20 protein-coding genes are annotated in these 24,327 nt (G+C 60.6%); 7 read left to right on the top strand and 13 right to left on the bottom strand.

The features are described 5' to 3' along the window. Nucleotides 1-8 precede the first annotated feature (8 nt). Nucleotides 9-1,721 carry an NAD(P)H-dependent oxidoreductase subunit E gene (locus SJY36_RS10490; protein ID WP_386174875.1) on the bottom strand — a complete coding sequence of 571 codons (1,713 nt, stop codon included), beginning with the start codon at nt 1,719-1,721 and terminating at the stop codon, nt 9-11. Between the two features lie 170 nt (nt 1,722-1,891). Here SJY36_RS10490 and SJY36_RS10495 point away from each other — a divergent pair, with 170 nt between their 5' ends. Together SJY36_RS10495 and SJY36_RS10500 are read left to right on the top strand one after the other, a co-directional pair. After that, entirely contained in the window at nt 1,892-2,905 is a 1,014-nt protein-coding gene (locus SJY36_RS10495) for an alkane 1-monooxygenase (protein WP_386174878.1), read from the top strand. Nucleotides 2,906-2,937: 32 nt separating this feature from the next. Continuing rightward, a complete protein-coding gene (locus tag SJY36_RS10500) occupies nt 2,938-3,333 on the top strand; it encodes a hypothetical protein (RefSeq protein WP_386174881.1) in 396 nt (131 codons plus the stop codon). 3 nt (nt 3,334-3,336) lie between these two features. Here the strand turns inward: SJY36_RS10500 and xseA are convergent, their stop codons facing one another. Then, entirely contained in the window at nt 3,337-4,872 is a 1,536-nt protein-coding gene (gene xseA, locus SJY36_RS10505) for an exodeoxyribonuclease VII large subunit (RefSeq protein ID WP_386174884.1), read from the bottom strand. A gap of 84 nt (nt 4,873-4,956) precedes the next feature. Here xseA and purD point away from each other — a divergent pair, with 84 nt between their 5' ends. Next, nucleotides 4,957-6,222, top strand: coding sequence for a phosphoribosylamine--glycine ligase (gene purD, locus SJY36_RS10510; protein WP_386174887.1), 1,266 nt, complete (start codon nt 4,957-4,959; stop codon nt 6,220-6,222). An 87-nt stretch (nt 6,223-6,309) separates the two neighbouring features. Here the strand turns inward: purD and SJY36_RS10515 are convergent, their stop codons facing one another. Beyond that, a complete protein-coding gene (locus SJY36_RS10515; RefSeq protein ID WP_386174890.1) occupies nt 6,310-7,062 on the bottom strand; it encodes an FG-GAP repeat domain-containing protein in 753 nt (250 codons plus the stop codon). Continuing rightward, nucleotides 7,062-7,385, bottom strand: a complete 324-nt coding sequence (locus tag SJY36_RS10520; protein WP_005854231.1) for a 2Fe-2S iron-sulfur cluster-binding protein — start codon at nt 7,383-7,385, stop codon at nt 7,062-7,064. Before SJY36_RS10520 ends, SJY36_RS10515 begins: the two co-directional genes overlap by 1 nt. A gap of 384 nt (nt 7,386-7,769) precedes the next feature. Here SJY36_RS10520 and SJY36_RS10525 point away from each other — a divergent pair, with 384 nt between their 5' ends. Continuing rightward, nucleotides 7,770-8,138 carry a peptidoglycan-binding domain-containing protein gene (locus tag SJY36_RS10525; RefSeq protein ID WP_386174893.1) on the top strand — a complete coding sequence of 123 codons (369 nt, stop codon included), beginning with the start codon at nt 7,770-7,772 and terminating at the stop codon, nt 8,136-8,138. Here the strand turns inward: SJY36_RS10525 and SJY36_RS10530 are convergent. Together SJY36_RS10530 and SJY36_RS10535 are read right to left on the bottom strand one after the other, a co-directional pair. Beyond that, on the bottom strand, nt 8,135-8,893 hold the full coding sequence (locus SJY36_RS10530; protein WP_386174895.1) for an ABC transporter ATP-binding protein: 759 nt from the start codon (nt 8,891-8,893) through the stop codon (nt 8,135-8,137). The two genes, SJY36_RS10525 and SJY36_RS10530, sit on opposite strands and share 4 nt — an antisense overlap. Beyond that, nucleotides 8,890-9,882, bottom strand: coding sequence for an iron ABC transporter permease (locus tag SJY36_RS10535; protein ID WP_037963938.1), 993 nt, complete (start codon nt 9,880-9,882; stop codon nt 8,890-8,892). Before SJY36_RS10535 ends, SJY36_RS10530 begins: the two co-directional genes overlap by 4 nt. 248 nt (nt 9,883-10,130) lie before the next feature. Here SJY36_RS10535 and SJY36_RS10540 point away from each other — a divergent pair, with 248 nt between their 5' ends. Next, nucleotides 10,131-11,228, top strand: a complete 1,098-nt coding sequence (locus tag SJY36_RS10540) for an AI-2E family transporter (protein ID WP_064215626.1) — start codon at nt 10,131-10,133, stop codon at nt 11,226-11,228. Here the strand turns inward: SJY36_RS10540 and SJY36_RS10545 are convergent. The 3 genes from SJY36_RS10545 to dctP all read right to left on the bottom strand — a co-directional run bounded on the left by SJY36_RS10545 (nt 11,214) and on the right by dctP (nt 14,344). Next, complete coding sequence (locus tag SJY36_RS10545) at nt 11,214-12,614, bottom strand: TRAP transporter large permease (protein ID WP_005854245.1); 1,401 nt, start codon at nt 12,612-12,614, stop codon at nt 11,214-11,216. The genes SJY36_RS10540 and SJY36_RS10545 overlap by 15 nt on opposite strands. 2 nt (nt 12,615-12,616) lie before the next feature. Further along, nucleotides 12,617-13,246 (bottom strand): TRAP transporter small permease subunit, encoded by a 630-nt coding sequence (locus tag SJY36_RS10550; protein ID WP_005854247.1) that lies wholly within the window; start codon nt 13,244-13,246, stop codon nt 12,617-12,619. Between the two features lie 81 nt (nt 13,247-13,327). Beyond that, on the bottom strand, nt 13,328-14,344 hold the full coding sequence (dctP, locus tag SJY36_RS10555) for a TRAP transporter substrate-binding protein DctP (protein WP_005854249.1): 1,017 nt from the start codon (nt 14,342-14,344) through the stop codon (nt 13,328-13,330). 380 nt (nt 14,345-14,724) lie between these two features. Here dctP and acs point away from each other — a divergent pair, with 380 nt between their 5' ends. Further along, nucleotides 14,725-16,680, top strand: a complete 1,956-nt coding sequence (gene acs / locus SJY36_RS10560) for an acetate--CoA ligase (protein ID WP_386174900.1) — start codon at nt 14,725-14,727, stop codon at nt 16,678-16,680. 62 nt (nt 16,681-16,742) lie between these two features. On the opposite strand, the gene SJY36_RS10565 is transcribed toward acs, so the two are convergent. Continuing rightward, nucleotides 16,743-17,258, bottom strand: coding sequence for a DUF992 domain-containing protein (locus SJY36_RS10565; protein ID WP_037944573.1), 516 nt, complete (start codon nt 17,256-17,258; stop codon nt 16,743-16,745). A gap of 281 nt (nt 17,259-17,539) precedes the next feature. Here SJY36_RS10565 and SJY36_RS10570 point away from each other — a divergent pair, with 281 nt between their 5' ends. After that, on the top strand, nt 17,540-18,058 hold the full coding sequence (locus SJY36_RS10570; protein WP_005854255.1) for a flavin reductase family protein: 519 nt from the start codon (nt 17,540-17,542) through the stop codon (nt 18,056-18,058). 109 nt (nt 18,059-18,167) lie between these two features. Here the strand turns inward: SJY36_RS10570 and SJY36_RS10575 are convergent, their stop codons facing one another. Genes SJY36_RS10575 through SJY36_RS10585 form a run of 3 tightly spaced genes read right to left on the bottom strand, consistent with a single transcriptional unit; the run spans nt 18,168 to nt 24,146 of the window. Further along, nucleotides 18,168-21,641 carry a translocation/assembly module TamB domain-containing protein gene (locus SJY36_RS10575; RefSeq protein WP_386176494.1) on the bottom strand — a complete coding sequence of 1,158 codons (3,474 nt, stop codon included), beginning with the start codon at nt 21,639-21,641 and terminating at the stop codon, nt 18,168-18,170. Continuing rightward, entirely contained in the window at nt 21,532-22,314 is a 783-nt protein-coding gene (locus SJY36_RS10580) for a hypothetical protein (protein WP_386174903.1), read from the bottom strand. Before SJY36_RS10580 ends, SJY36_RS10575 begins: the two co-directional genes overlap by 110 nt. An 8-nt stretch (nt 22,315-22,322) precedes the next feature. Further along, nucleotides 22,323-24,146 carry an autotransporter assembly complex family protein gene (locus SJY36_RS10585; RefSeq protein WP_289085337.1) on the bottom strand — a complete coding sequence of 608 codons (1,824 nt, stop codon included), beginning with the start codon at nt 24,144-24,146 and terminating at the stop codon, nt 22,323-22,325. Nucleotides 24,147-24,327 lie beyond the last annotated feature (181 nt).

A 24,327-nucleotide genomic window follows, 5' to 3' on the forward strand; every position in this document is an offset into this window, starting at 1 on the left:
ATCCCGTTCTAAACCTCGTCCGCGAAGTGTTTGATCACCAGGCGGATCGGGTTCGGCGCTGCCTGCCCCAACCCGCAGATAGAGGCATCGACCATAGCAGTCGAGAGCTCTTCCAGCAGGGGTTTATCCCATCGATCCGCCTGCATCAGCTTGACGGCTTTTTCGCAGCCCACGCGACAGGGGGTGCATTGCCCGCAGCTTTCATCCTCAAAAAAACGTAGCATATTCAACGCTGCGGCCTTGGCGCTGTCTTGGTCCGACAGCACCACTACTGCTGCAGAGCCGATGAAAGACCCGTGCGGCTGCAATGTATCAAAGTCGAGTGGTATATCATCCATCGCGGCGGGCAGCAGCCCCGAGGATGGCCCACCCGGTTGATAGGCTTTGAACCGGTGCCCGTCGGCCATGCCACCCGCAGCCTCGATGACATCGGTGATCGTGGATCCCGCAGGCAGTTCATACATCCCGGGTTTGGCGACGCGCCCGGATACCGAATAGCTGCGCAGGCCCTTGCGCCCGTTCTTTTCCGTGCTGTTCAGCACCTCGGGCCCTTCGCGGCAAATGCGCGCCACCCAATGCAGGGTTTCAACGTTATGCACCAAGGTGGGGCAACCAAAGATACCCACCTGCGCCACATAAGGGGGACGGTGCCGTGGCAGCCCACGCTTGCCTTCAATGCTTTCAATCATCGCGGATTCTTCACCGCAGATATAAGCCCCCGCACCGCGCCGCAGATCAATGTATCCTGCGGGAACAATGCCTGCAGCCTCGAGCGCCGCAATCTCAGTCCGAAGGAGCGCGAGCACCTGCGGGTATTCGTCCCGCATGTACAAGAACACTTTCTCTGCCTCTACGGCCCAGGCGGCGATAAGCATCCCCTCCAGGAAAAGATGTGGTAGGCGTTCCAGGTACCAGCGATCCTTGAAGGTGCCGGGCTCCCCCTCATCGCCGTTGACCGCCATATAGCGCGGGCCCGCGTTATCCCGCACGAACCCCCATTTCTTACCCGACGGGAAACCGGCGCCGCCAAGACCGCGCAAACCAGCGTCGAGCAGGTTTTGCTGCACGTCCTCCCAATCGCCGTCACGGCGCAGTTTCGTGAGCACCTCATACCCCCCGCCAGCGACATAGGCGTCGAAGGCTTCGTAGTCGGGCACATGCACATGGGTATCGCCTGCCGCGATGACCTGCTTCACCTTTTCCAGCGTTGCGTGGTCGACAAAGTTATGCCCGATCTCAAGCGCCGGTGCCGTATCACAACGCCCCATACAAGGCGCACGCACGACACGCACCTCTGACGCGTCCAACCCGTCTTCCAGTGCGGTTTTCAACGCCTGCGCACCGGCCAATTGGCAGGACAGAGAATCGCAAATCCGTATGGTCAGCGCGGGCGGTGGTGTTTCCCCCTCTTTCACCACGTCAAAATGGGCATAGAACGTTGCGACTTCGTAAACTTCCGCCATGCTCATGCGCATTTCTTCGGCCAAAGCGCGCAGGTGCGCCGCAGAAAGATGCCCGAATTTATCTTGAATAAGATGCAAATGCTCAATCAGCAGATCGGCACGTCGCGGTTTATCCGCCAATAGGGCGCGCACCTCATCCCACGCGTCCTCTTGCAGCTGACGACCCTTGGTGTGGCTGCGCCCCTTACCCTTGCCAGATTTCCACACACCTTTGCGCGGTGCGTTTGCATCTGAGGTATCATGATTATCCAACGCCATCGGGCCGCCCTCTCGTATCGCTTTCGCATCACGCTATCAAAGCCGCATCAGCTTGCGCAGAGTAAAAGCGACCAATCCGCAGCAGTTTACGCGGTAGCTGCGGCGACCTAGGCCCTTTTTCACGCGCCATTTCGCGTATAAGAAACACGCATCCCCAGCGGAGCCGCCCTATGTTCTGGTACAGCATCGCCAGCCTGACCCCAGCGATATTTCTGTTTCTCGCCTGTCTACGCGGCGGCCCCTGGCCCTTGATCGCGCTGCTGTCGATCACTGTGGTCGTGTTTTGCCTTGATAGGCTATCTCGCCGACTGCCAGTGCGAAACTCTTCGGGTCGTGTTCTAAGCCTTACACTGGGCGCTGTGCATTTCACGCTTTTACCCCTTGGGGTCTGGGCGCTGGGCGCAAGCGACACGTTGAATGTGACCGACAAGCTGTTGATTTATATCGGGCTTGGTCTGTTTCTTGGCCAGATCTCGAACTCCAACGCACATGAGCTGATCCATGCCGCGTCGAAATGGCCCCGACGGATCGGCACCGCGATTTATTGCAGCCTTTTGCACGGGCATCACGTGTCGGCCCACCTGCGCGTGCATCACATCTACGTCGCAACGGAGCATGATCCGAATTCGGCCAGATTGGGCGAAGGCTTCTATACCTATGCCCTGCGCGCCCTAAAAGGCGAGTTTATGGCCGGGCTACGGGCTGATACGCGGCAGCGGCGTGGAAAACGGCACCTGTTGTCACACCCTTATGTCACCTATGTCACTGGTGCGTTGATCACCCTCGCCGCTAGCTTTGCAGTGGCCGGCGCGCGCGGGGTCGTTGCGATGCTGGCGCTGGCGGCCTATGCGCAAATGCAGCTGTTGCTGTCCGATTATGTGCAACACTATGGCCTGCGCCGCAAAACATCTGAAAATGGCAAGCCCGAGCCCGTGGGCCCGCAGCATAGTTGGAATGCGCCTGCGTGGTATTCCTCGGCGATGATGCTGAATGCGCCGCGCCATTCGGACCATCACATGCGCCCCTCGCGCGCCTTTCCGGCGCTGGAGCTGACACCGGGCACCATGCCGATGCTGCCGCGATCCCTGCCAGTGATGGCTGTGCTGGCGCTGGTCCCACCGCTGTGGCACCGGGTGATGGACCGCCGTGTTGCGCGTTGGCAGCCGGTCCGCGATCAAGACTAGATCACGCCTCGGGTTTCTGGCACGCTGCGGCTATGAAACAGCTTGCCCTGATCCTCGCCCTGACACAGGCCTCCCCTTTGGCCGCGCAATCCATGATGTCGGCGGCAGAATTTGACGCCTATACACGGGGCAAAACCCTGTTCTACGCCCAAAACGGAGAGACCTACGGTGCGGAGCGGTATCTGAGCAACCGGCGCGTCGAATGGTCCTTTCTGGACGGTGAATGCAAGTCAGGCCGCTGGTACGAAGATACGGGAAAGATTTGCTTTACCTATGACGAGAACCCGACACCCCAGTGTTGGCGCTTTCGCGAAGGGGCGTCCGGGTTGATCGCGCAGTTCGAAAACGACCCGACCACCACCGAGCTTTACGAGGCGCAAAACAGCGGTCAGGATTTTACCTGCCTCGGCCCGAAGGTAGGTGTCTAAGACCTAGAACAGGCTGCCTTGTTCGGGCGCTTTCTTGGGGGTCTTTTTAGGGGCCGCCCCGCCGCCGATCTTCATCTTGCCGTCGATAAATTCAATCTCGAGCGCCGAAGCATCCTGCGCCGCCTGCTTGGTTGTCACCACGCCCCCGTCGCCGCGTACCACGGCGTAGCCCCGTGCCAACGTCGATTTATAGCTCAGCATCTCATGCAGACGGTCAAGCCCTGCAATCTGTTTGTGCCAGCCTTGGGTCTGCCGTTGCCCGGCATCTGAAAGGCGCCGCGCAAGCGATTGAAAGGCTTCCTCTTTCCGCTTGCGGTCCTGCTCTAACGCGTCGGGGCGGAAACGGGCGATCAAACCTTCAAGACGGCGCTTTTGCTCGCGGCCCAATGCCTCGGGGCGGAAGCGATCGGCCAGGGCGGCCAGCCTGCGCTGCTCTGCCTGAAGGCTGCGGCGCAGGCTGGCAGGGCGCAACGCGCCAGAGATGTCAGAGAGATGCACCTTGCGTTTCTGCACACCCGCGGTCAGCGCCGGACCCAGACGGGCGCCGCGCATATCGAGCCGTTGGCGCGGACCATCAAGCAGGCTGTCGGGCCGAGGCAACGCGCGCGCCATGTCGCGCAACCGCTGGTCGCGGCGCGCAAGGCCCTGACTGAGCGCTTGGGTCATCCGTGCCTCCTGCCCATCGAGCAGGGCGACGAGTTCATGGCGCACAGGCACCGCAAGCTCGGCTGCCGCCGTCGGCGTGGGCGCGCGCTTGTCAGAGACATAGTCGATCAGCGTGGTGTCGGTTTCATGCCCCACCGCCGAAATCAGCGGAATGTCGGATGCTACGGCAGCCCTCGCCACGATCTCTTCGTTGAACCCCCATAGATCCTCGACCGAACCGCCGCCGCGCGCCACAATCAACAGATCAGGCCGCGGCAAGGCTCCGCCCGGGGTCAGCGCGTTGAACCCCGCAATGGCGCGCGCGACTTCTGGCGCGCATTTCGCCCCCTGCACGGCGACGGGCCAGATCAACACCTTGCGCGGAAACCGGTCGCGCAGACGATGCAGAATATCGCGGATCACCGCCCCCGAGGGCGAGGTCACGACGCCGATCACCTCTGGCAGGTAGGGCAGCGGGCGTTTGCGTTCGGGGGCGAACAGCCCCTCGGCCGCCAGCACCGCCTTGCGTTTTTCCAGCAACGCCATCAGCGCGCCCATGCCCGCGGGTTTGATATCCTCGATCACGATCTGGTACTTCGACTGCCCGCCAAAGGTGGTGATGCGCCCCGTGGCAATCACCTCCATCCCCTCTTCGGGTTGGGTTTCAAGCCGTGCCGACACGCCTTTCCAGATCACACCGGAAATAACCGAACTGTCGTCCTTGAGGTCCAGATAGATATGCCCCGAACGTGGCCGGCTGACACGCCCCACCTCGCCGCGAATCCGCACATGGCCGAATTCGCCCTCGATCACCCGTTTGATCGCGCCCGAAAGCTCGGTCACGGTGAATTCGGGGCTGTTCTGCCCCTCGCGCGGGTCGTCGATCAGATCCATCAGCGGTGTCTTTCCGTGTTTATCTTGTGTCGGGCTCAGTCCCAGCTTAGAACGCGCAGCAACCAAGGCCAAGGGAGTGCAACCATGAACATCCTCATTCTGGGCAGCGGCGGGCGCGAACACAGCCTAGCCTGGGCCGTATTGCAAAATCCTAAATGCGACAAGCTGATCGTGGCACCGGGCAATGCCGGAATCGCCGTCATCGCGGATTGCGCCAGTCTCAACATCAACGACGGGGCGGCGGTGGTCGGTTTTGTCGATGAAAACAACATCGATTTCGTCATCATCGGGCCAGAAGCCCCGCTTGCTGCAGGCGTTGGCGATGATCTGCGCGCTGCCGGCGTATTGGTGTTTGGCCCGTCAAAAGCGGCCGCGGCGCTGGAAGCCTCCAAAGCCTTTACGAAAGAGATCTGCGACGCAGCAAACGCCCCCACTGCCGCCTATGGGCATTTCACCGACGCAGACGCGGCGCGGGCCTATCTGGCCGACCACCCTGCCCCGATCGTGATCAAGGCCGACGGCCTTGCAGCGGGCAAAGGCGTGATCATCGCCGAAACCGATGCCGAGGCGCTGGCCGCCGTCGATACGATGTTCGACGGCACCTTCGGCGACGCGGGCGCAGAGGTGGTAATCGAGGAGTTTATGGACGGCGAAGAAGCGTCCTTTTTTGTTTTATGTGACGGCGACACCGTACTGCCGATCGGCACAGCCCAAGACCACAAACGCGTCGGCGACGGCGATACCGGCCCCAACACCGGCGGCATGGGGGCCTATTCGCCCGCGCCGGTGCTGACCGACGAGATCGCCGAACGTGCGTTGGCAGAAATCATCCGCCCGACCATGGCCGAAATGGCCAAGCGCGGCACGCCTTACCAAGGGGTGCTTTATGCCGGTTTGATGATCAAGGACGGTGCCCCCCGTCTGGTCGAATACAACGCCCGTTTTGGCGACCCTGAGTGTCAGGTCTTGATGATGCGTCTTGGCGCGCAGGCTTTTGACCTGATGCATGCCGCCGCCGAAGGGCGGCTGAACGAGGCCCGCGTGAACTGGGCCGACGATCACGCTGTCACCGTCGTTATGGCCGCGCAAGGCTATCCCGGAAGCTATAACAAGGGCAGCGTTATCAAAGGGTTGGATGCCCTCCCCGAAGACAGCCGCAACATGGTGTTCCATGCGGGCACCGTCAAGAAAGACGGGGCGATAACGGCCATCGGCGGGCGGGTTCTGAACGTCACCGCGCGCGGCGACACCCTGGCCGAGGCACAGGCACGCGCCTATGAGATGGTCGAGGCGATTGACTGGCCGGGCGGGTTCTACCGCCGCGATATCGGCTGGCGTGCGCTGTCCTGAGGGCGCGGCCTGCTGGTCTGACGAGATGAACCGGGGGCTTGCCCCCGGACCCCCAGGATTTTTAACCAATTGGAAGCAGGTCTGTGTTCAGCTTGGGTTGAGCGTACAGGCCTGGGCGGCGGCGATATTGCTGGCCGTGAAGGGCACGTCGAAGCTTCGCGGGCTTAGTGTTTTGCCGTCAAGCTGAAGGGCCACCATTTGCGATGGCGCACTGCGCTGCCACGGCATCTGCGCAAGGATCACTTCGGGGTGTGGGCCGCATGTGCGGATACCCCCCGCGATTTCCGGATCACCGATGCGGTGGTTGGTGAACCCCTCTGCCGTAGCAATGACGGTGAGGCTGCTGTTATCGTAAGCAAGCAGCTGCACCGAACCGGACAGATGCGGTGTGACGACGATCGCGATCTCGAGCCGCCCATTGCCGGTGAAGTCCGCAGCACCAATCGGGGCAAGCCAGCGGTTTTTCCGCCCGATAAAGGGCGTCTGTGCGATGCGCCCGGACGCGCCATAGACCGCAAGCCGCGCACCTTTGGACTGATGGCTTTCAACCACGATCACTTCGGGTTGGCCATCACCATCCAGATCCGCAATCCGGGGCGATGTGTCTTCGAATACAAGGGCTTGGGGTAAGATTATGCGGCGGCTGGTGCCGTCAGCCAAGCCCAGCGTCAGGCTGCCCCATTCGACCGCATCGCCCAATACGCCGTGATCATAGCGTGTGGTCGGATCACCAAAGCTGGCGCGGGCGATGTCTTGCGCAGAAGCGGGCAGCGCATTGATCACGCACGCCGCAACGATCGGCAAAAGGCGCGACGAGATATGTCGCGCCAGCCGTCGCATCAGATTTGCTTTTCGGGCATTTTCACGCGCAGGCCGTCCAGCGCGTCTGTGACCTTGATCTGGCAGGTCAGACGGGACGTGGCGGGATCGGGCTCGAACGCGAAGTCGAGCATATCTTCTTCCATGTCGTCCTTGGCGGGCACTTTTTCGACCCAGTCGGGATCCACATAGACGTGGCAGGTGGAGCAGGCGCAGGCACCGCCGCAGTCGGCCTCGATCCCGGGGATGTTATTGTCACGGGCCCCTTCCATGACGGTCAGGCCATTGGCCACATCGACGACATGTTCGGTGCCATTGTGTTCTACATAAGTGATCTTGGCCATCTGAATGCCCCTTCGAATTTAGAATTTCGACATATGTAAACAGCAGCCCGCGGCTTCGCCAGCCCCTTTTCACGGCTCAGGCAAGGGGATGGCATTATTCACATCCCGATAGGCCTATCATCTAGGCATTGCTGCGAAAAGCCGCTAGCCTGCGACGGACCCTTTGACCCGCAAGGCCCGGCTGTGCAGTATTTCTCCCGATCACATTTAGTTCAATTCGCCTGCGTATTTACGGTTCTCGTCTCGCTCGGAGCGTGTAACGCCCCCTCCCAAGACGCAGAGGTACCCGAGCCTGGCGTTCGCGAGGCGACAACCAAGGGCCCGGCAGGGGCTGCACCGGGCAGCTGTTGGGGGCGGACCGTATCACCTGCAGTGATCGAAACGGTGACCGAGCAGGTACAGGTGCAGCCGGCGCAGATCAGCTCTACCGGCGAGATCCAGTCGCTGCCGATCTACCGCACGGAAACACGGCAAATGATCGTCTCTCCCCGTGTGGACAACTGGTTCGAGACCCCCTGCATCAGCGCGCTTACGCCCGACGTGATCGCAACGCTGCAACGTGCGTTAGAGGCGCGAGGGTTCTATGGCGGGGCCATTAATTCAGAGCTCGACGACGCGACACGGCGGGCAATGCGGGCGTATCAGATCAGCACTGGCGGGCCCGATAGCCCCGTTCTTGCACTGGCCACCGCGCGATCACTGGGTGTCATCGCTGTGGACATCCCCGGTGTTTCTCGGGACAGCAGCGGTTAAGAAACGACCTCAAGCGGTTGGAAAACAAAACCTTTGTCGGTGACTTCACTGAACGCAGTGATGCCGAAGACGGCTTTGACAATCTCTGTCGTCAGCGCCGCCTGTGGCAAGTCGTCTGCGACGACCGCGCCGTTGTGCAACACGATCAACCTTGTGCAGTGCCGCGCTGCCAATCCCAGATCATGAAGCGAGACGAGCACCCCGCGCCCTTGGCCCGCTGCTTTGGAAAAGCTTTCCATCGCGGCGATTTGATGGGCGGGGTCTAGCCCGGCGGTGGGCTCGTCCGCGATCAGCAAGGGTGCCTCTTGCGCGACGCTACGGGCGATCAGCACGCGCGCCTGCTCCCCACCCGATAGCTGTGTGGCGGGACGATTGCGGAAGGTGTCCAAACCCATCTGCGCAATGGCACGATCTACGGCAGCCTGATCTTCTGCCTGTATTTTCTGCCCGCCCCGTAGATGGGGTGTGCGGCCCAGTCGAATGATCGTTTCAACCGTGACCGGCCATGCAATCTCGCGCGATTGAGGCATCCACGCGGCGGCACGCCCGCGCATGCGCGGGGCAAGTGCGGCGATTGAACTTTGGCCATCAGCGGGGATCAGGCCCAGGGCCGCGCGCATCAAGGTGGTCTTGCCGGCACCATTCGGCCCGACCAGGCCTACGACCTCTCCTTCACGTAAGGTCAGGTTGATGTCGGATAAAACGGTTTTCCGCCCCCGATGAACGGAGAGGTTTTGTAGTGATAGCAGGGTCATAGCCCTTCCCTCCGCGTGCGATAGATCAGGTGGAGAAACAGCGGCGCGCCGACCAATGCCGTCACAACCCCAAGCTTGAGATCACGGTCGGGTACCACAAGGCGCACAAGGATATCCGATGCGAGGATCATCGCCGCGCCGCCAAGTGTCGCGGCCCATAGCAGCGCCCCCGGTCGCGCGCCAACAAAGCCACGTAACAGGTGCGGCATGACCAGCCCCACAAACCCGATCGCCCCCGCCACGGCGGTAGAGGCACCAACGACCGCCGCCGTACCGATAATAACCGTGAGGCGAAGCCGGAATAGGTTGATCCCCATCGCCTCTGCCGCGTCTTCGCCCAAGGTCAGCGCATCAAGCCCGCGCCCGAGGGTCGCCAACAAGACACCGCCCCCAAGCAGAAAGGGCATCGCGATCCAGACATGGGTCATGGACCTGTCCGCCAGAGAGCCCATCATCCAGAATACGATCTCATTCGCCGCATAGGGGTTCGGCGACAGGTTCAGCACCAGCGAGGTCAATGCCGCAGCAAAGGCCGATATTGCGATACCAGCGAGGATCAGCGCCAGTGACGTGCCCCGAGGGCCTGCCAACAGCAGCACCAACAACACCCCCAGCAGGGCACCGCCAAGCGCCATCGCGGGAAGCGCAAGTGCTGCAAGCGCGGCCAATCCGGTCTGTATCGCCAGCACAGCCCCCAACGCTGCAGAGCCAGATACCCCGATCAACCCCGGATCAGCCAACGGGTTGCGCAGATAGCCCTGCATCGCAGCGCCAGAAAGCCCCAAGGCACCGCCGATCATCACGCCCAATAGCGCACGCGGGAGCCGTATCTCGCGCATGACGGTGGCCAGCGGGCCGCCCTGCCCGGTGACCAACGCGTTCAAACTGTCGCCCACGGATGCGCTGGACGGGCCAATCAGCAGCGACCCGACAAATAGCACACACACAAGGCTGCCGAGACCAAGCGCCAGGACCGCTGACCGCCCCATCAGCAAGCGCCCCGGGCACTTAGGCACTTCATTTGCCCTACTGCATAGGGCGCAACACTTAACATTGGGTGAATGGATATGCTCATCGTTCCGCTCATAATTTCTTCGCGACCCTCCTATTCTCATCACAGTTGCGCGCAACCTTCGAGGGGCGTTTGGATACTGCCGCTATATAAGCTCACACACCCGTGAACTTTTCCACGCGCTACGGCGTTGAGCTTTAAATCCTTCAACTGCTGGAGCCATATTTGGAACATCTGCCCTCAATCCGGCGCTCGCTTCAGTTGCTGGTCCTGATTTCCCTTTTCGTCACCGCGTATTTCGCCAAGGACTTGATATTGCCCATTGTTCTGGGTTTTTTGCTTGCCCTGACCCTGTCGCCCGTGGGCCGTGCGCTTTATCGCATCGGCGTGCCGCATCCTGTGTCGGCCTTTTTGCTGGTGACCGCGACGAGCTTGGTGATTGCTGCCGTGGTTTTACTGTCCGCGGGCACCGTAGCGATCTGGAGCGACGAGATCCCGGAAATGGGCCGCGAGATCCAGATAAAGCTGAGCGGCGTGAGCAATGCGGTCGAAACGATGCGATCTGCCTCGGAAGAGGTAGAGAAACTGGGCACCGAAACCGGCGGCAAACCGCAAGAGGTTGTCGTGCGCCAACCTGGCTTGCTCGACACCGCGATGGATACGGTGAGCAAAACAGGGGCGTCGCTGGCGGTGATCCTGATTCTGGCGCTGTTCTTACTTGGCTCTGGCGAGCTGTTTTACTTAAAACTTGTGCAATCCATGCCGACGTTAAAGGAAAAGAAACGTGCGCTGCATACGGTCTATGACGTGGAGAAGCGGGTGTCGCGCTACCTGCTGACGATTGCCACGATCAATGCCGTGCTCGGCATATTAGTCGGGACCTATCTGACAGTGCTGGGCTTGCCGTCGGCCTATATCTGGGGGATCGCGGCGTTCATGCTGAACTTCCTGCCCTATATCGGCGGGTTTGCGGGGGTGCTTTTGGTCGCGGGTTTCTCTCTCGTGACGTTTGACACCATCGGCTATGCGATGTTGGCCCCGATTGGCTACCTGACCCTGACCCTTCTAGAGGGGCAGATTATCACCCCGTGGCTGGTCGGCCGCCGGTTAGAGATGAATACCGTCGCGGTATTTCTAACGGTGGTGTTTTGGGGGTGGCTATGGGGCATCCCCGGCGCATTGGTCGCGGTGCCCTTTCTTGTGGTGTTCAAAGTCGTTTGCGAGAACTTTGAACCGCTTCATACCATCGGGAATTTCCTGTCCGCAGAGCAGGTTAAACCCGATGATATGAAGGATCAGGAAGTCATGTCAGCCAGCGAGTGAGGGCAGCCACAACACGATGGACGGGAAGGCCACCAACAATGCGATTGTCACGGCATCCGCGATAAAGAACGGTGTCACGCCCTTGAACACGTCCTGAACGCTCAGGTCAGGGCGTACCCCTGCAACCACAAAGCAGTTGAGGCCAATGGGCGGCGTGATCAGACAGAACTCTGCCATCTTCACCACCAGGATTCCGAACCAGATCGCACACATCGGCCCCGACATGCCAAAGGCGCTATCCGCAGCAGAGACGAACTCGCCCCCGTTCAGCGCCATGACGGCAGGATAGACGACCGGAAGTGTAAGAAGCAGCATGCCAATCGCATCCATGAACATCCCCAGCACCGCATAGGCCAGCAGGATGCACACGAGGATCAGGATCGGCGAAGCCTCAAGCCCCGAAATCCAGTCGGCGAACGCGCCCGGCAGATCGGCAAAGCCCAGGAACCGAACATAAATCAGCACGCCCCAGATGATGGTAAAGATCATCACCGTCAGCTTCGCGGTTTCAAGCAGCGCGTCCTTAAGCTCGGCCCACCGCATGCCGCGATAAAGCGCCATCAGGAACACGATAAACGCGCCCACGGCCCCGCCCTCGGTCGGGGTGCCCCATGCGTCGCCGAAGGGGTTGTAAACAAAGAAAATAATGATGATCACAACCGCAAAGATCGGCATGGCCGCAGGGAGAGACGCGAACCGTTGCTTCCAAGTAAAGCCGCTTACAGGGGGGCCGACGCTTTTCCAGATGGTCGCAATGCCCACGATCAGCACGGCATATACGATGGCCGAAAACGCACCGGGGATAAAGCCCGCCAGAAGCAGTTTGCCCACGTCTTGTTCAACGATGATCGCATAGATGACAAGAATCGCTGACGGCGGGATCAACGAGGCCAAAGTGCCCCCGGCCGCCACGACGCCCGCCGCGAATTTCTTGTTGTAACCAATCGCCAGCATCTCGGGGATGGCGATGCGGGCGAACACCGCTGCCGTCGCGACCGAAGCACCGGAAACCGCGGCAAAGCCCGCGGTTGCAAAGACAGTCGACACAGCAAGACCACCGGGCAGCCAAGCAATCCAGCGTTTTGCGGCCTCGAACAAGGCGCGGGTCAGACCGGCGTAATAGGCAAGAAAGCCGATCAGAATGAAGGTGGGAATCAAGCTTAGCGTCTGGCTCGACACTTTGGAGTGTGGCACCTGCCCCGCGGTCTTGATCGCGACCGTCAGCGCCCAGTCCAGCTCGGACCACTGCATGCCTTTCTTGGACCAAAAGATCCAGATCAGGCCGACCAGACCCGCCATTGCCGCGGCGAAAGCCACGCGCATACCGAGCACCACCATAAGCAGCAGCCCGCCCGAGACCCATAGGCCAATTTCAATAGGATCCATAATCAGTCCCGCCCGTCTAGATGTTCAGCTTCCGCCATCGCCTGTTCGGCTGCGGATTGTACCAAAGGTACGGCAACAGGGTTTTCCAACCCCAATACAAAGGCCCGCCCATAGCCCCAGATCTGCAGCAGCAACCGCAGAGCCAGCACCGTAAAGGCCATTGGCACGATCAGTTTCGCAGGCCAGATCGGCAGACCGATATCGATGGAGCTGTCACGGCTCCACATCGGGGCGGCGAAGTCAAAGCTGCGCTGGAAATGCGCCCAAGAGCCCCAGATCAGCGCCAGCATAAGGATAAAGATCAGCACGACCGAGAATGTCTCGGCGGCCCATAGCGCGCGGCCTTTGAGCTGGCCGATCAGGATGTCCATGCGCACATGGCCGCCGTTCCGCTGGGTATAGGAAATCCCCATGATCGCGATCAACGGCATAGCGAATTCAATCCAGTCCACATACCCCGCCAGCGGCGTGCCAAAGAACTTGCGGCCGCCAACGGACCAAACGGCAAGCACCATCAGCATGAAAACGGCAATACCAGAGACCAGAGCAAACACGGTTTCAAGGCGTAAAAGCCCTTTGTCGATACGGCTAAGCAGACTGCCGTCTTCGAGCACGGCGGAGGAACCGGCCATGATGCTTTCCTTTCAAATGAGTGGGAGGGAGATCGTACAAACAAAGGGGGCCTGCATCGGCAAGCCCCCTCCTCGCGCCAATTAGTTGGACGCGCGTTTTTCTTCAAGCGTTTTGACGACCAGGTCATAAAGCTCTTGGCCAGGGATGCCTTGGGCTTCCATATCCTTGATCCAGGCTTCACGCGCAGGATCAGCTGCCTTGGATTTGAACTCGGCCAGAACTTCGGGCGTGAACATCACTTTTTCAACGCCCTTTTCTTCCAGCACGGCGTCCCAGCGGTTCAGCAGCTCGCCATAGTTCGCCAGATAGTGATCCAGCGCCTCATCGACAGAACCGTCCAGCGCTTCTTTTTCTGCGTCCGACAGGGCCTCATAGGCGTCGATGTTCACCACGACAGGGCAGTTCACCGTACCGGGGTTGAGGTTCGCGGTCCACCAATCGGCCTTGTTGATCGTACCAAAGCTCAGGTGGGCGTGCTGCGCGAACGCCACGGTATCCACAACACCGGATTCCATTGCGTTATATGCCTCGGAGGAGGTCACGGAGGTCGGCACAGCGCCCACGGTTTCAAAGGCTTTGCCCAGACCACCTGTCGCACGCACGCGCATGCCGTCAAAGGATTCCAGCGTATCGCGAGGCTCGCCCGTGCCGACAAGGTTGTACTGCGGCATTGGCGAGGTCATCAGCATCTTGGCGTTCCACTGTGCCATCTCTTTGGCCACGGCGGGGTGTGCATACACAGCGCGGGATACGGCGACTTCTTCTTCAAGGTTCTGAACCCCGAGGAAGGGCAGTTCTAGCACGGTGATCGCGCGGTTCTTGTCGGCGTGGTAACCAGCACAGAATTGCGCCATCTCGAAGGCGCCGATGGAAATACCATCAAGGTTGTCAGAGTTCTTGGACAGACCGCCATAGCTGACATTGATGGTGAATTCGCCATTGGTCTTTTCGGACACAAGCTCGGCAATCTTTTCGACATGCTCGGTGAACGCACGACGTTTACCCCAGACAGAGGCGTTCCATTCCGTCGCGGCCGCTTGCGAGGCAAAAGCGAAAGTCAAAGCGCAGACAGCTGCGCCGTTCAGTAGATTGTTCATTGATATCTCCCTTATGCGGGCTGTTTGGGGCCCGCTTGGGCGAAATACTATCCTTAGGGCAACTTGCTGCCAACCCCTGAACATATCTCTTGATTGCCCCTGTGGGAGCCTTCGGCGAGGATTTTTCACCATTTGGAACCATGCCCCGCGCGCGATCGGCCCCGTTAACAGGCAATCGGTGCTGTTTCCTAGGGTTTTGGCAGGGTTGTCAGCGAAATTTACTAGTCCGCGCAGCAGACGGAAAAATATTTACAGACAAACCGCGTGTTTCCATATGCTTATTTCCTTCTTTTCACTTCCCGTTATGATCTGCCAAGGGAGAGCCGCCACGCCCATGCGTCCGAGCGGCAGAAAACGAACAGAGTTCTGAGGGAGGAACCATGTCCAACGTCGCCACACAGACCTATCCGCCATCCGACGACATGGCGGCCAATGCCCATGTGAACGCCGCGAAATACGACGCGATGTATCATGCCTCTATCGCGGACCCCGAAGGGTTCTGGCTGGAGCAGGCGCAGCGCATCGACTGGATGAAGCCGTTTACCAAGGTTAAAGACGTCGACTTCACTTTCGGTCAGGTCAAGATCAACTGGTTTGCCGACGGTGCGCTGAACGTCAGCGCCAATTGCATCGACCGTCATCTTGAAACGCGCGGCGACCAGACCGCGATCATCTGGGAGCCGGACAGCCCGGACGAAGACGCGCAGCACATCAGCTATCGCGCCCTGCATGCCCAGACTTGTAAAATGGCCAATATCCTGCGCGATATCGGCGTCGGCAAAGGCGACCGGGTTATCATCTACATGCCGATGATCCCCGAAGCCGCCTATGCCATGCTGGCCTGCGCGCGCATCGGTGCGATCCATTCGATCGTCTTCGCCGGGTTCTCTCCGGATGCGCTGGCGGCACGGGTTCAGGGGTCGGACGCCAAGGTTGTGATTACCGCAGATTATGCGCCCCGCGGAGGCAAAGCGACGCCGCTGAAGGCCAACGCGGACAAGGCTTTGGCAGGCTGCGACCCATCGGTCAAATGTCTGGTGGTGCGGCGCACTGGCGGTGATGTGGCGTGGAATGATGCGCGCGACGTGGATTATACCGCGCTTGAAAAAGAGGCTTCTGACACTTGCGCGCCGGAAGAGATGAACGCCGAGGATCCGCTGTTCATCCTCTATACCTCTGGCTCGACCGGTCAGCCCAAAGGGGTCGTGCATACGACGGGTGGCTATCTGGTCTATGCCGCGCTGACCCACGAGGTCACGTTTGATTACCACGATGGCGATGTCTATTGGTGCACGGCCGATGTGGGCTGGGTGACGGGCCACAGCTATATCGTCTACGGTCCGCTTGCCAACGGGGCCACAACGGTCATGTTCGAAGGGGTGCCCACCTACCCCGACGCCAGCCGCTTTTGGCAGATCTGTGAAAAACACAAGGTAAATCAATTCTACACCGCCCCGACCGCCATTCGCGCGCTGATGGGCAAGGGGCGCGTCTTTGTTGACGGTTGCGATCTGAGCAGCCTGAAACTGCTTGGCACCGTGGGCGAGCCGATCAACCCCGAAGCCTGGAATTGGTACAATGACGTTGTGGGCAAAGGGAACTGCCCCATCGTGGACACATGGTGGCAGACGGAAACCGGCGGTCACCTGATGACGCCGCTGCCCGGTGCCCACGCCACCAAACCCGGTGCCGCGATGAAGCCCTTCTTTGGGATCAAACCGGTCGTACTTGAACCCACCACCGGTGCCGAGATCGAGGGCAATGACGTGGAGGGGGTTCTATGTATCGCTGACAGCTGGCCAGGCCAGATGCGCACGGTCTGGGGCGATCACGAGCGGTTCGAGCAGACCTATTTCAGCGACTACAAGGGCTACTACTTTACCGGTGACGGGTGCCGCCGGGACGCGGATGGCGATTACTGGATCACGGGCCGCGTGGATGACGTGATCAACGTCTCCGGTCACCGGATGGGCACGGCTGAAGTCGAAAGCGCTTTGGTCGCGCACCCTAAGGTGGCAGAGGCCGCGGTCGTCGGGTTTCCCCATGATATCAAGGGACAGGGCATCTATTGCTATGTCTCTCTGATGAGCGGCGAAAGCCCGAGCGAGGACCTGCGGGCCGAGCTGCGCAACTGGGTCCGCTCTGAGATTGGCCCGATCGCTTCGCCCGATATGATCCAATGGGCCCCCGGCTTGCCCAAAACCCGTTCAGGCAAGATCATGCGCCGCATCCTGCGCAAGATCGCAGAGAACGACTATGGCACGCTTGGCGATACATCTACCCTGGCGGAGCCCGAGGTCGTCGACGATCTGATTGCGAACCGGATGAACCGCTGACCACATAACGCGAAAGGGGCACCAAATGGTGCCCCTTCTGCATATCGCTCTATTGGCCTGAATTAACCTTCGACGCGTTGCAGTGTAATTTCACCCACGCCGATGGCAAAGTTTACGCCGTTCTGCGTGTTGACGCTCACCGGTTGCAGCGCCAGCGTGTCCTCGGAACCGCCGACCATGACATTGGCCCCAAGGCCCACACCAACAGTGGCTTCAGCAGAAACACCCTGATAGTCGCCGTTCAACCCGCCTTCGTAATATTCGGATTCAGTTGGTGCCAACACCAACCAGGACATCTGACCATTCTGGGTCTTGCCGATATCAATGCCGTAGCGTTTGATGTCGCCGATGTATGTCTCGTCAGCCAGACCCTCTTGCACAGGATTGAAGGTGCAGGTTAGCTCACGGGTAGACCCGAAGATGAAGCCCGTGCCATCACCTACGTCACAGCTCAGCGAGCCGACCTCGGTGTGGTCCACAGTCTCGCCGTCGTCGGCCAGTGCAGGCGTGGACAAAGCAGCACCGGTGACAAGGGCTGCGACAGTCAGCTTGATGGGGGCAAAACGATTCAGTGTCATAGTTAATCCTTCCGGCGGGAAACCCGCCAATAACAGTCGTGAGCGTCGGCATTCGGGTGCCTGTTGGCGGTAGCTGGAACCTCATATCCCAACACCCCTTCTCCGACAGGCAGTCCGAAATTTCGCGGTCATGCCTCTCAGTGGGGGAACAACACGGCAGGCGCTATTCGGTTCCACACAGCATTATTTAGCGACCACCATCGCCATCCGCAGAGGGCGTGCCGCAACGGGCCGGGGTTTGCTGTCTGGACAAATCCGGCTCCCCGTGGCACCGCTGCGGCATGGCTGATCCTTTGCACCACTTCATCCCCCTGCCCGATGCCACAGTCGAGCTTCGCCGCGCCTTTGGTCGTTTTGGTACGGGGGTCACGATTGTGACGGTGCAGACCGCGAATGGCCCATTGGGGATGACCGCGAACTCCTTTTCCTCGGTTTCGTTGGACCCGCCCCTGGTGCAGTGGTCCCCCGCGCTCAGCTCCAAACGTCATGACGCATTCACCAACGCGGCGCAGTTCGCTGTGCATATTCTGGGTAGCGGTCAGCGGGCACTGGCAGATGCCTTTGCTGTCTCTGGCGACGCGTTTGACCAATTCGACTGGACGATTGGCCCCAATGGCGCGCCGACACTGGCAGGCTGCCTCGCCAGCTTCCACTGTGACACCTTCGGCGTGCATCCGGCGGGTGACCACTCCATTGTCCTCGGGCAGGTCACGCATGCCGCATATGACCCCGATGACAGCGTTGCAGGCCTGATGTATGACCAGGGCCGCTATGGCCGTTTTACACCGCTGACGGAATAGCCCGTAAGCCTTTCCAGATGGTCAAAATCCCGGGGGTGTCCCGGCATCGCCGGGACGGGGGCTGGCCCCCATCCCAGCTGAACCGCAGAACAAAGCGCTCAATGGCGGGTCAATAGTCCTTCTCAAAGAAAATACCGATCCCGGTGTTCCCATCGGACCCGACCGTCCCCTTCGCCGTCAGGTTCTTGGTCAGATCAAGGTTGATAGACACATCCGCTGTCCCGTCAGAGGCGGCGGTCACATCGGTGTAGACATTCTCAGAAATGTATTTACCCGCGCGGACAGCCGTGGCACCGCTGTCGGTGGTGGTCACATCCAGATCGTCCAGCCCGAACCCTGTGCGCAGGTTAGAGATCACCCCAGCACCACCGCGCCCGGCAAGTGTCGCCACCGCGCTGGCGAGTTGCAGCGCCTGAAACGCCGAGATTTCAGAGATGTTTCGCCCAAACAGAAGCTGCGCCAGCACCTCGTCCTGCGGTGCGTCGGGTGTCGATTCAAAGGAAACCTCGGGCGATGTGGCTTTGCCTTCGATCACGATACGAACCTCGCCTGTGTTGGTGGTCGTCGAGGTTACAAACCTCAGGTAGGGCACCAGATCGCCTTGGAAGCGCACGGCCCCCTCGTCCAGCTCGAACCGTTTGCCAAGAATATCAAGACGGCCACGGATCAGGTCGAAGCGACCGGCCGAAATGATGCGATTGGTCGATCCCGTCAGCAACAGGCTACCGCCCAGTTCCGCATCCAGACCACGGCCGCGCACGAAAATCCGCCGTGGCGCATTGATGCGGACGTTCAGGCCAAACCCCGGCCCGCTGTCGCCACTTGCCGCGGGATCCGTGCCCGCGTCGGCACCGGTCAAACCGGCCTTGCGACGGGTCGCCACAACATCTGCTGGCGCGCCGATGAAATCGATCTGTGGAATATCACCGATGCTGGTCATACCGGTTGACGGCACGCTTACCTCGGTCTCGCCCACGTCGATCTGACCGGTGATATTCGCCCCCCCCGAAAGCGGTCCCGCAAGACGCAGGTTGCCATCAAGCGACGTGCGATACAGCGATGGATCGATCAGCACGAGGTTGTTCAATCCGATCTGGATATCGGCGGGCAGTGATCCGGTCAGGGTCACCGCCCCGCCCGCCTTGATCTGCCCCCCGTCCGCGCTGCGCGCAGAAAGGTCGATTTGCGCGCGGTTATTGGCCAGCCGGATATCCGCTGCGATGTCCTGCAGTGTTACCCGAAGGTTGGGGGCGGACAGCGACGCGTTGGAGGTTTGAATGCTCCCGTTGACCGACCCAAATGCCGGCGGCCCGTTCACCGTCAAATCGAACCGTGCCTGACCTTGCAAGCTCCGCGGCGCAATGAACGGGGCGGACAGCCCCAATGGCGCGTTCCCGTTCACGTCAAGGTTCAGATTGCCATCGCTGCCCACAAGCCCCGCGATCGTGGCACGGGTGCCCGCTGGTCCGGTGGCGTTCGTATTGACCCGCCAGCCAGCGCTTTCCTGCTGTGCGGTACCGGACACATTCAGCGGGCCGGACAGTTTTGGCACCACGGCCCCCAGATTGGGGATCGTGACATCATAATTCAGCGCGGGCGCATCCCCCGTGACAACGCCCTGCACAGACGCCCGTGCCGCATAGGGGCCCGTCGCGTTTGTATCTACGGCGATGCCGGCGGGCGTTTGTCGCACCGATCCTTTGGCCGCCAGGGGGCCGGACATGCCCGGCACCAGCGGCTGCACATTTGGCACCGACACGTCAAACGTCAGCGACATATCGGGGCCTGTGGCCAAGCCTTCCACCATCGCGCGCGCGCCATATGGGCCCGTCGCGTTGGTATCGACAAAGAACCCCTTTTCCGTCTGACGCACGGTCCCTGTCGCCGCAAGTGGCCCGTTCACCTGTGGCACCACCGCCTGAAGATTCGGGACCGATGCGTCGAAAGAGATATCGACCATAGGTGTTAACATCCCCTGAACGGCAACCTGCGCGGCGTAGGGGCCACTGGCTTTCGCGTCGATCTGGAACCCTTCCTCCAACTGCTTGAGGTTGCCCGACGCCTCTACCGCGCCGGTCACCTGCGGTGCAAAAGCCTCTACCCGCGGGATCGAGGCGATAAAGTCCAGATCCAGCGGAGTCAGCAGCCCCTGGACAGAGGCGGTCACATCTTCGGGGGCGGAGGCTTTGGTGTCGACCTGCCACCCGTCCGGCGTCTGGCGGAGCACGCCATCCAACGCGATAGGGCCCTCGACCGGCGCGTCGGGCACAAAGTCACGCAGTTCGGGCACATCGGCCGTGAAGTTGAGCACCGCATTCTCGCCCGTTGCCAGCCCTTTGGCGGTCAGCGCGGCACCGTAGGGGCCGTCCGTCACGGCATCAACAGTCCAGCCACGGGTGTCCTGCTCGGCCTCGGCCTTGATCGTGATGGGACCGGAATATTGCGGCAGCACAGTCGCGATATCGTTCAGTTTTGCATCAAATCGCGCTTGCGAATTATTGCTGCGCAGCTCGACGCCACCGCTGGCGGTCAATGCGTCATTTTCCAGCAGCAGGTCACGCACGAAGGTGCCCGTCTCGTCACGTGATGCGCCAAGGCTTAGCGTCGTGTCGCCGGCCAGCAATGCGTCCGCCTGTTCGATCCCCACTTTCAAATCCTGCGTCAGGCCAGAAATATTCAGGTCGAATGTCCCGTCCAGTGGCGTGATCTGCCCCGCGATCTCTACATTCGCGGCCCCGTCCATCTCGCGTCCGGCAAGAGCGGAAAAGCGGCTGATGTCAGTGGCTTCAAGGCGGGCTTTCAACTGGGTAAGAAAGCTATCGGCTGGCCCGCTAATCGTGACATCACCGGTCAGACCATAATCCGCGCCAGAAAGATCAAGCCCCGTGATCTGAACCGGTGTGCCTTCGGTATAGGCGATGGTTGTACGCCCCTTGATGGACTGACCGACCGCTTCGGAAACCGCGGCGTTGGTCAGCGTCAGCCCGTCAGCCGAGAACGCCAAATCACCCATGAATTCGCCGACCGACCCTGCCGCACCTTGCAACGTCCCGTTCAACTTCAGTTGTGTCGCGTCAATCGCTAGCGCGTCTGTGGCCAGTTCGGTCACGTCGAACGTGGCGTCAATCGCGTCGCCATCTTGCGCGTTATAGTTCACATCAAGCCCGACGCGCCGCACGTAAGTATCGCCTCCGGCCACTGGCAGCAAAACGCGACTGCCATCGGCGCTGGCGACAGTGCCCGTGATGTCGATCAGGCTGGGCCAGTTGTCGCTGTTCAGCGTGACCTTGCCCTGCAATTCCGCGGATTGCGCCTTGAGGGCAAAATCGCTGACCTCGACACCGCCTTCAGCCTGCACCAAAGCATCCACGGTCAGCGCGACATCGGGGCCAAAAAATTTGCGGTATTGCGACAGGATCAGCGCGGTCACGTCGCCGTTCAGGTCGGCCTGAATACGGCGGTCGGGCGCTGCGCTATCGCCTTGGGCGGCAACGATAACCTGACCGGCAAGCCGTTGTTCGCCGTCGGTCGACAGGTTGATATCCGTCGCGAAATCCGAAAGCGGCCCCTGCCCCGCAATCACCAGATCGACAGAAGGGCTCATCAGGCAGTTTCAACGTACGCGAGATGATGCCTTTGGCTTCCTCGGAAAGCGTTACAGCCATGTCCAGCAGGCTGTCATTGCGATCCAGATCAGCGGTGATTTTGAACTCGCCCTTCTTGCCATCGGTGCGCGCGGCCAGAATATCGATTGTCGCCGTGTCGTCATTCAACAGCGCGGTGGCTTGAACGGTCAGTGTGGCCGCTTCGCCCAGAATTGGCGCGCCCAGATTGATCTCGTCGACCGAAAAGTCAGCCACGTCGATGGCGACGGGCAGATCGGGGATCGCCGGAAAGGTAAAGGGCTTCGCCTCGGGATCGGGCAGCGTTTCTTCCTGCGCCACGGGCAATCGCGGCACGCTCAGCCGCTTTGCGGTCAGGGCCTGCACCTCCAGCCGACCGCGCAACAGTGCGGAGCGGTTCCAGTCCAACTCCACCTCTTCCAGCGTCAGCCAGACCCCTTGGTCGTCAGCGATGGTCATCCGGTCGAACCGCGCGCGCGAGCTGAGCGCACCCGCGAAACCGTCAATACTGACCGTGCGGCCCGCGCCGCTAAGGGCGTCTTGGATCGTACGGGTCAGGAAGCCTTTGTCATCCTCTTGGGCCGAAGCGACAGAGCCGACAAAGATCAGGGCGAAAACCAGAAAGCTGCGCATGAAGTGGATCAAAACGATTGTCCAATACCGATATAAACTTGAAAATTCTCATCTGTTTCGGGGCCCGACACAGGCACCGCGAGGTCTACGCGGATGGGGCCGATGCCCGTGGCATAGCGCAGACCAAGCCCTGCGCCTGACTGCCAAGTACCTGACCCGTCGTAGAATTCCTCGGCACCGATGTAGCCCGCGTCGGCAAAGGCAACGACGCCGATCTTGTCGCGTACCTGCCAACGTGCCTCTGCGGATAGGCCAGCAAAGCTGCGACCGCCCACCGTATCGCCACTAGCCAGATCAACGCCAAGCGATTGGTAGGGTTGCCCACGCACGGTGCCGCCGCCGCCGGAATAGAACAGATAGTCGGCGGGCGATTCAGCCAGCGTCGGGCCATAGACCGACCCGAGCTGTCCCCGCAGGGCAAAGGTGACGGGCCGCGTGGTGCCAAAGGTTTTATAGCCGCGCACGTCGATGTAGGTGCGCACGCCGTTATCCGACCCCGACAGCGCCACAAAAGGCGTCACGCTGGCCTTGGCGTAGTAGCCATCTTTCGCATCAAGCCGATTGTCGCGATAATCATGTTCCGCGCTTAGGGGCAGCGTCAGCAAGGTATATTTGTTCTCGCCAAAAGCGTCGCGGGTTTCAGCCGTCCGCAAACCGACACCAAGCGTATAGGTCCGTTCCTCGCTGGCGATGCGTTCGATCCCAGCCTCAAGGTCGAGCTGACGCGAGAAATAGTTCACCTCGTCAAGCTGTTCGATCTCGGCCAGCGCGTAGAAATTCGTGTCGGCGTTAAAGGTCGCAGGGCGTTCAAAACGTGTGCCAAGACGATAATCCGTGCCGCCGGAATCGCCGCCGATCCCCGACACCTCGCCTTCGACACGTAGGCTTTCGGCCCCGCCCAGCAGGTTACGGTGCAGCCAGTAGGTGCTGACGCTGAGCCCTTCAAGCGACGACAGTTCCCCGCCGAAACCAAAGCGTCGCTTGGGCGCGTCAGTGATCTGCGCTGTAATCGGCAGAACATCGGGCGCGGTGATCTGTTCGGCCTCGATCATCGCGACAGAACTGAAAGCGCCCGTGCGCCGCAACCGTGTGGCGGCCAGATCAAGTTGCTCTTGTGAATAGACCTCTCCGGTGGGCAGGCCGGCGATTTTGACAATCCGGCGCAGGCGCACATCGCTTTTTCCCTTTACCGTCAACTCTCCGAAACGCAGGCGCGGTCCCGGGCGCAGACGCAGGGTTGCCGCCAGCGTGGCATCGGGCACGCGGGCGGTCAGCTGCTGGTCGGCCAGTTCGGCTTTGGCGTGGCCCTGATCACGCCAGCCTTCAATACCGGCGGCGACGGCCTCTTTCATGACGCCAAGACTTGCGGTTTCACCTGCGGCGAATTCATCGGGCAGCTCGGTTTCGGGGGCGACTGGGGCGATTTCGGCCTTGGAAAAGCTGAACTTGCGACCGGTTTCGATGTCGATCACAGCGCGGTTGATCTGGCGCGGCGGGGCGACCGGCGCGATGGCAGAGGCGTCTACACCGTCGATGGTAATCTTGATGACGGCAGCAAAATACCCTTCGTCATAGAGCACGGCCAGAAGGCGGGCATAATCGGCCTGCGCGGCGGCCAAAAGCTCTTGCGTGGTGGGGTCTGCATCTTCGTCCGTTTGTTCGCGCAGAAGCGATCCGCCGAGCACCGTCTCGTATAGATCGGAGTCCTTATCGATGCCGGTGATGTCGAGCGTCGCCGCAAGACCCGCCGTGCATCCTCCCCAGACCAAAGCTGCCGCGGCCGTAGACGCCCGCAAGAACTTTGCAAAACTGTCTGATTGAAAATGCCCCATGCGGTGCTCCCTGTACTCATAGAACGACGTGCCGTTGGGTGAGACATAGAGCGCGCGACCGCAACGTCAGCAAACTTGTTTATTATTCTCTTGTGCATAGCGGAAAGCGCCTGCCATCGGCAAACAGTCTGTTGGTCAAAATCGCGATTGTGAACCGCAAAACACATGCGGTTGTGTCATT

Source organism: Sulfitobacter sp. R86518 (assembly GCF_042466275.1).
Classification (GTDB): domain Bacteria; phylum Pseudomonadota; class Alphaproteobacteria; order Rhodobacterales; family Rhodobacteraceae; genus Sulfitobacter; species Sulfitobacter pontiacus.

Excerpts from the sequence above, each read along its gene's own strand:
- SJY36_RS10490 (WP_386174875.1), bottom strand. The coding sequence starts at position 1,721 with ATGGCGTTGGATAATCATGATACCTCAGATGCAAACGCACCGCGCAAA.
- SJY36_RS10495 (WP_386174878.1), top strand. The coding sequence starts at position 1,892 with ATGTTCTGGTACAGCATCGCCAGCCTGACCCCAGCGATATTTCTGTTT.
- SJY36_RS10500 (WP_386174881.1), top strand. The coding sequence starts at position 2,938 with ATGAAACAGCTTGCCCTGATCCTCGCCCTGACACAGGCCTCCCCTTTG.
- xseA (WP_386174884.1), bottom strand. The coding sequence starts at position 4,872 with ATGGATCTGATCGACGACCCGCGCGAGGGGCAGAACAGCCCCGAATTC.
- purD (WP_386174887.1), top strand. The coding sequence starts at position 4,957 with ATGAACATCCTCATTCTGGGCAGCGGCGGGCGCGAACACAGCCTAGCC.
- SJY36_RS10515 (WP_386174890.1), bottom strand. The coding sequence starts at position 7,062 with ATGCGACGGCTGGCGCGACATATCTCGTCGCGCCTTTTGCCGATCGTT.
- SJY36_RS10520 (WP_005854231.1), bottom strand. The coding sequence starts at position 7,385 with ATGGCCAAGATCACTTATGTAGAACACAATGGCACCGAACATGTCGTC.
- SJY36_RS10530 (WP_386174895.1), bottom strand. The coding sequence starts at position 8,893 with ATGACCCTGCTATCACTACAAAACCTCTCCGTTCATCGGGGGCGGAAA.
- SJY36_RS10535 (WP_037963938.1), bottom strand. The coding sequence starts at position 9,882 with ATGGGGCGGTCAGCGGTCCTGGCGCTTGGTCTCGGCAGCCTTGTGTGT.
- SJY36_RS10545 (WP_005854245.1), bottom strand. The coding sequence starts at position 12,614 with ATGGATCCTATTGAAATTGGCCTATGGGTCTCGGGCGGGCTGCTGCTT.
- SJY36_RS10550 (WP_005854247.1), bottom strand. The coding sequence starts at position 13,246 with ATGGCCGGTTCCTCCGCCGTGCTCGAAGACGGCAGTCTGCTTAGCCGT.
- dctP (WP_005854249.1), bottom strand. The coding sequence starts at position 14,344 with ATGAACAATCTACTGAACGGCGCAGCTGTCTGCGCTTTGACTTTCGCT.
- acs (WP_386174900.1), top strand. The coding sequence starts at position 14,725 with ATGTCCAACGTCGCCACACAGACCTATCCGCCATCCGACGACATGGCG.
- SJY36_RS10565 (WP_037944573.1), bottom strand. The coding sequence starts at position 17,258 with ATGACACTGAATCGTTTTGCCCCCATCAAGCTGACTGTCGCAGCCCTT.
- SJY36_RS10570 (WP_005854255.1), top strand. The coding sequence starts at position 17,540 with ATGGCTGATCCTTTGCACCACTTCATCCCCCTGCCCGATGCCACAGTC.
- SJY36_RS10580 (WP_386174903.1), bottom strand. The coding sequence starts at position 22,314 with ATGCGCAGCTTTCTGGTTTTCGCCCTGATCTTTGTCGGCTCTGTCGCT.
- SJY36_RS10585 (WP_289085337.1), bottom strand. The coding sequence starts at position 24,146 with ATGGGGCATTTTCAATCAGACAGTTTTGCAAAGTTCTTGCGGGCGTCT.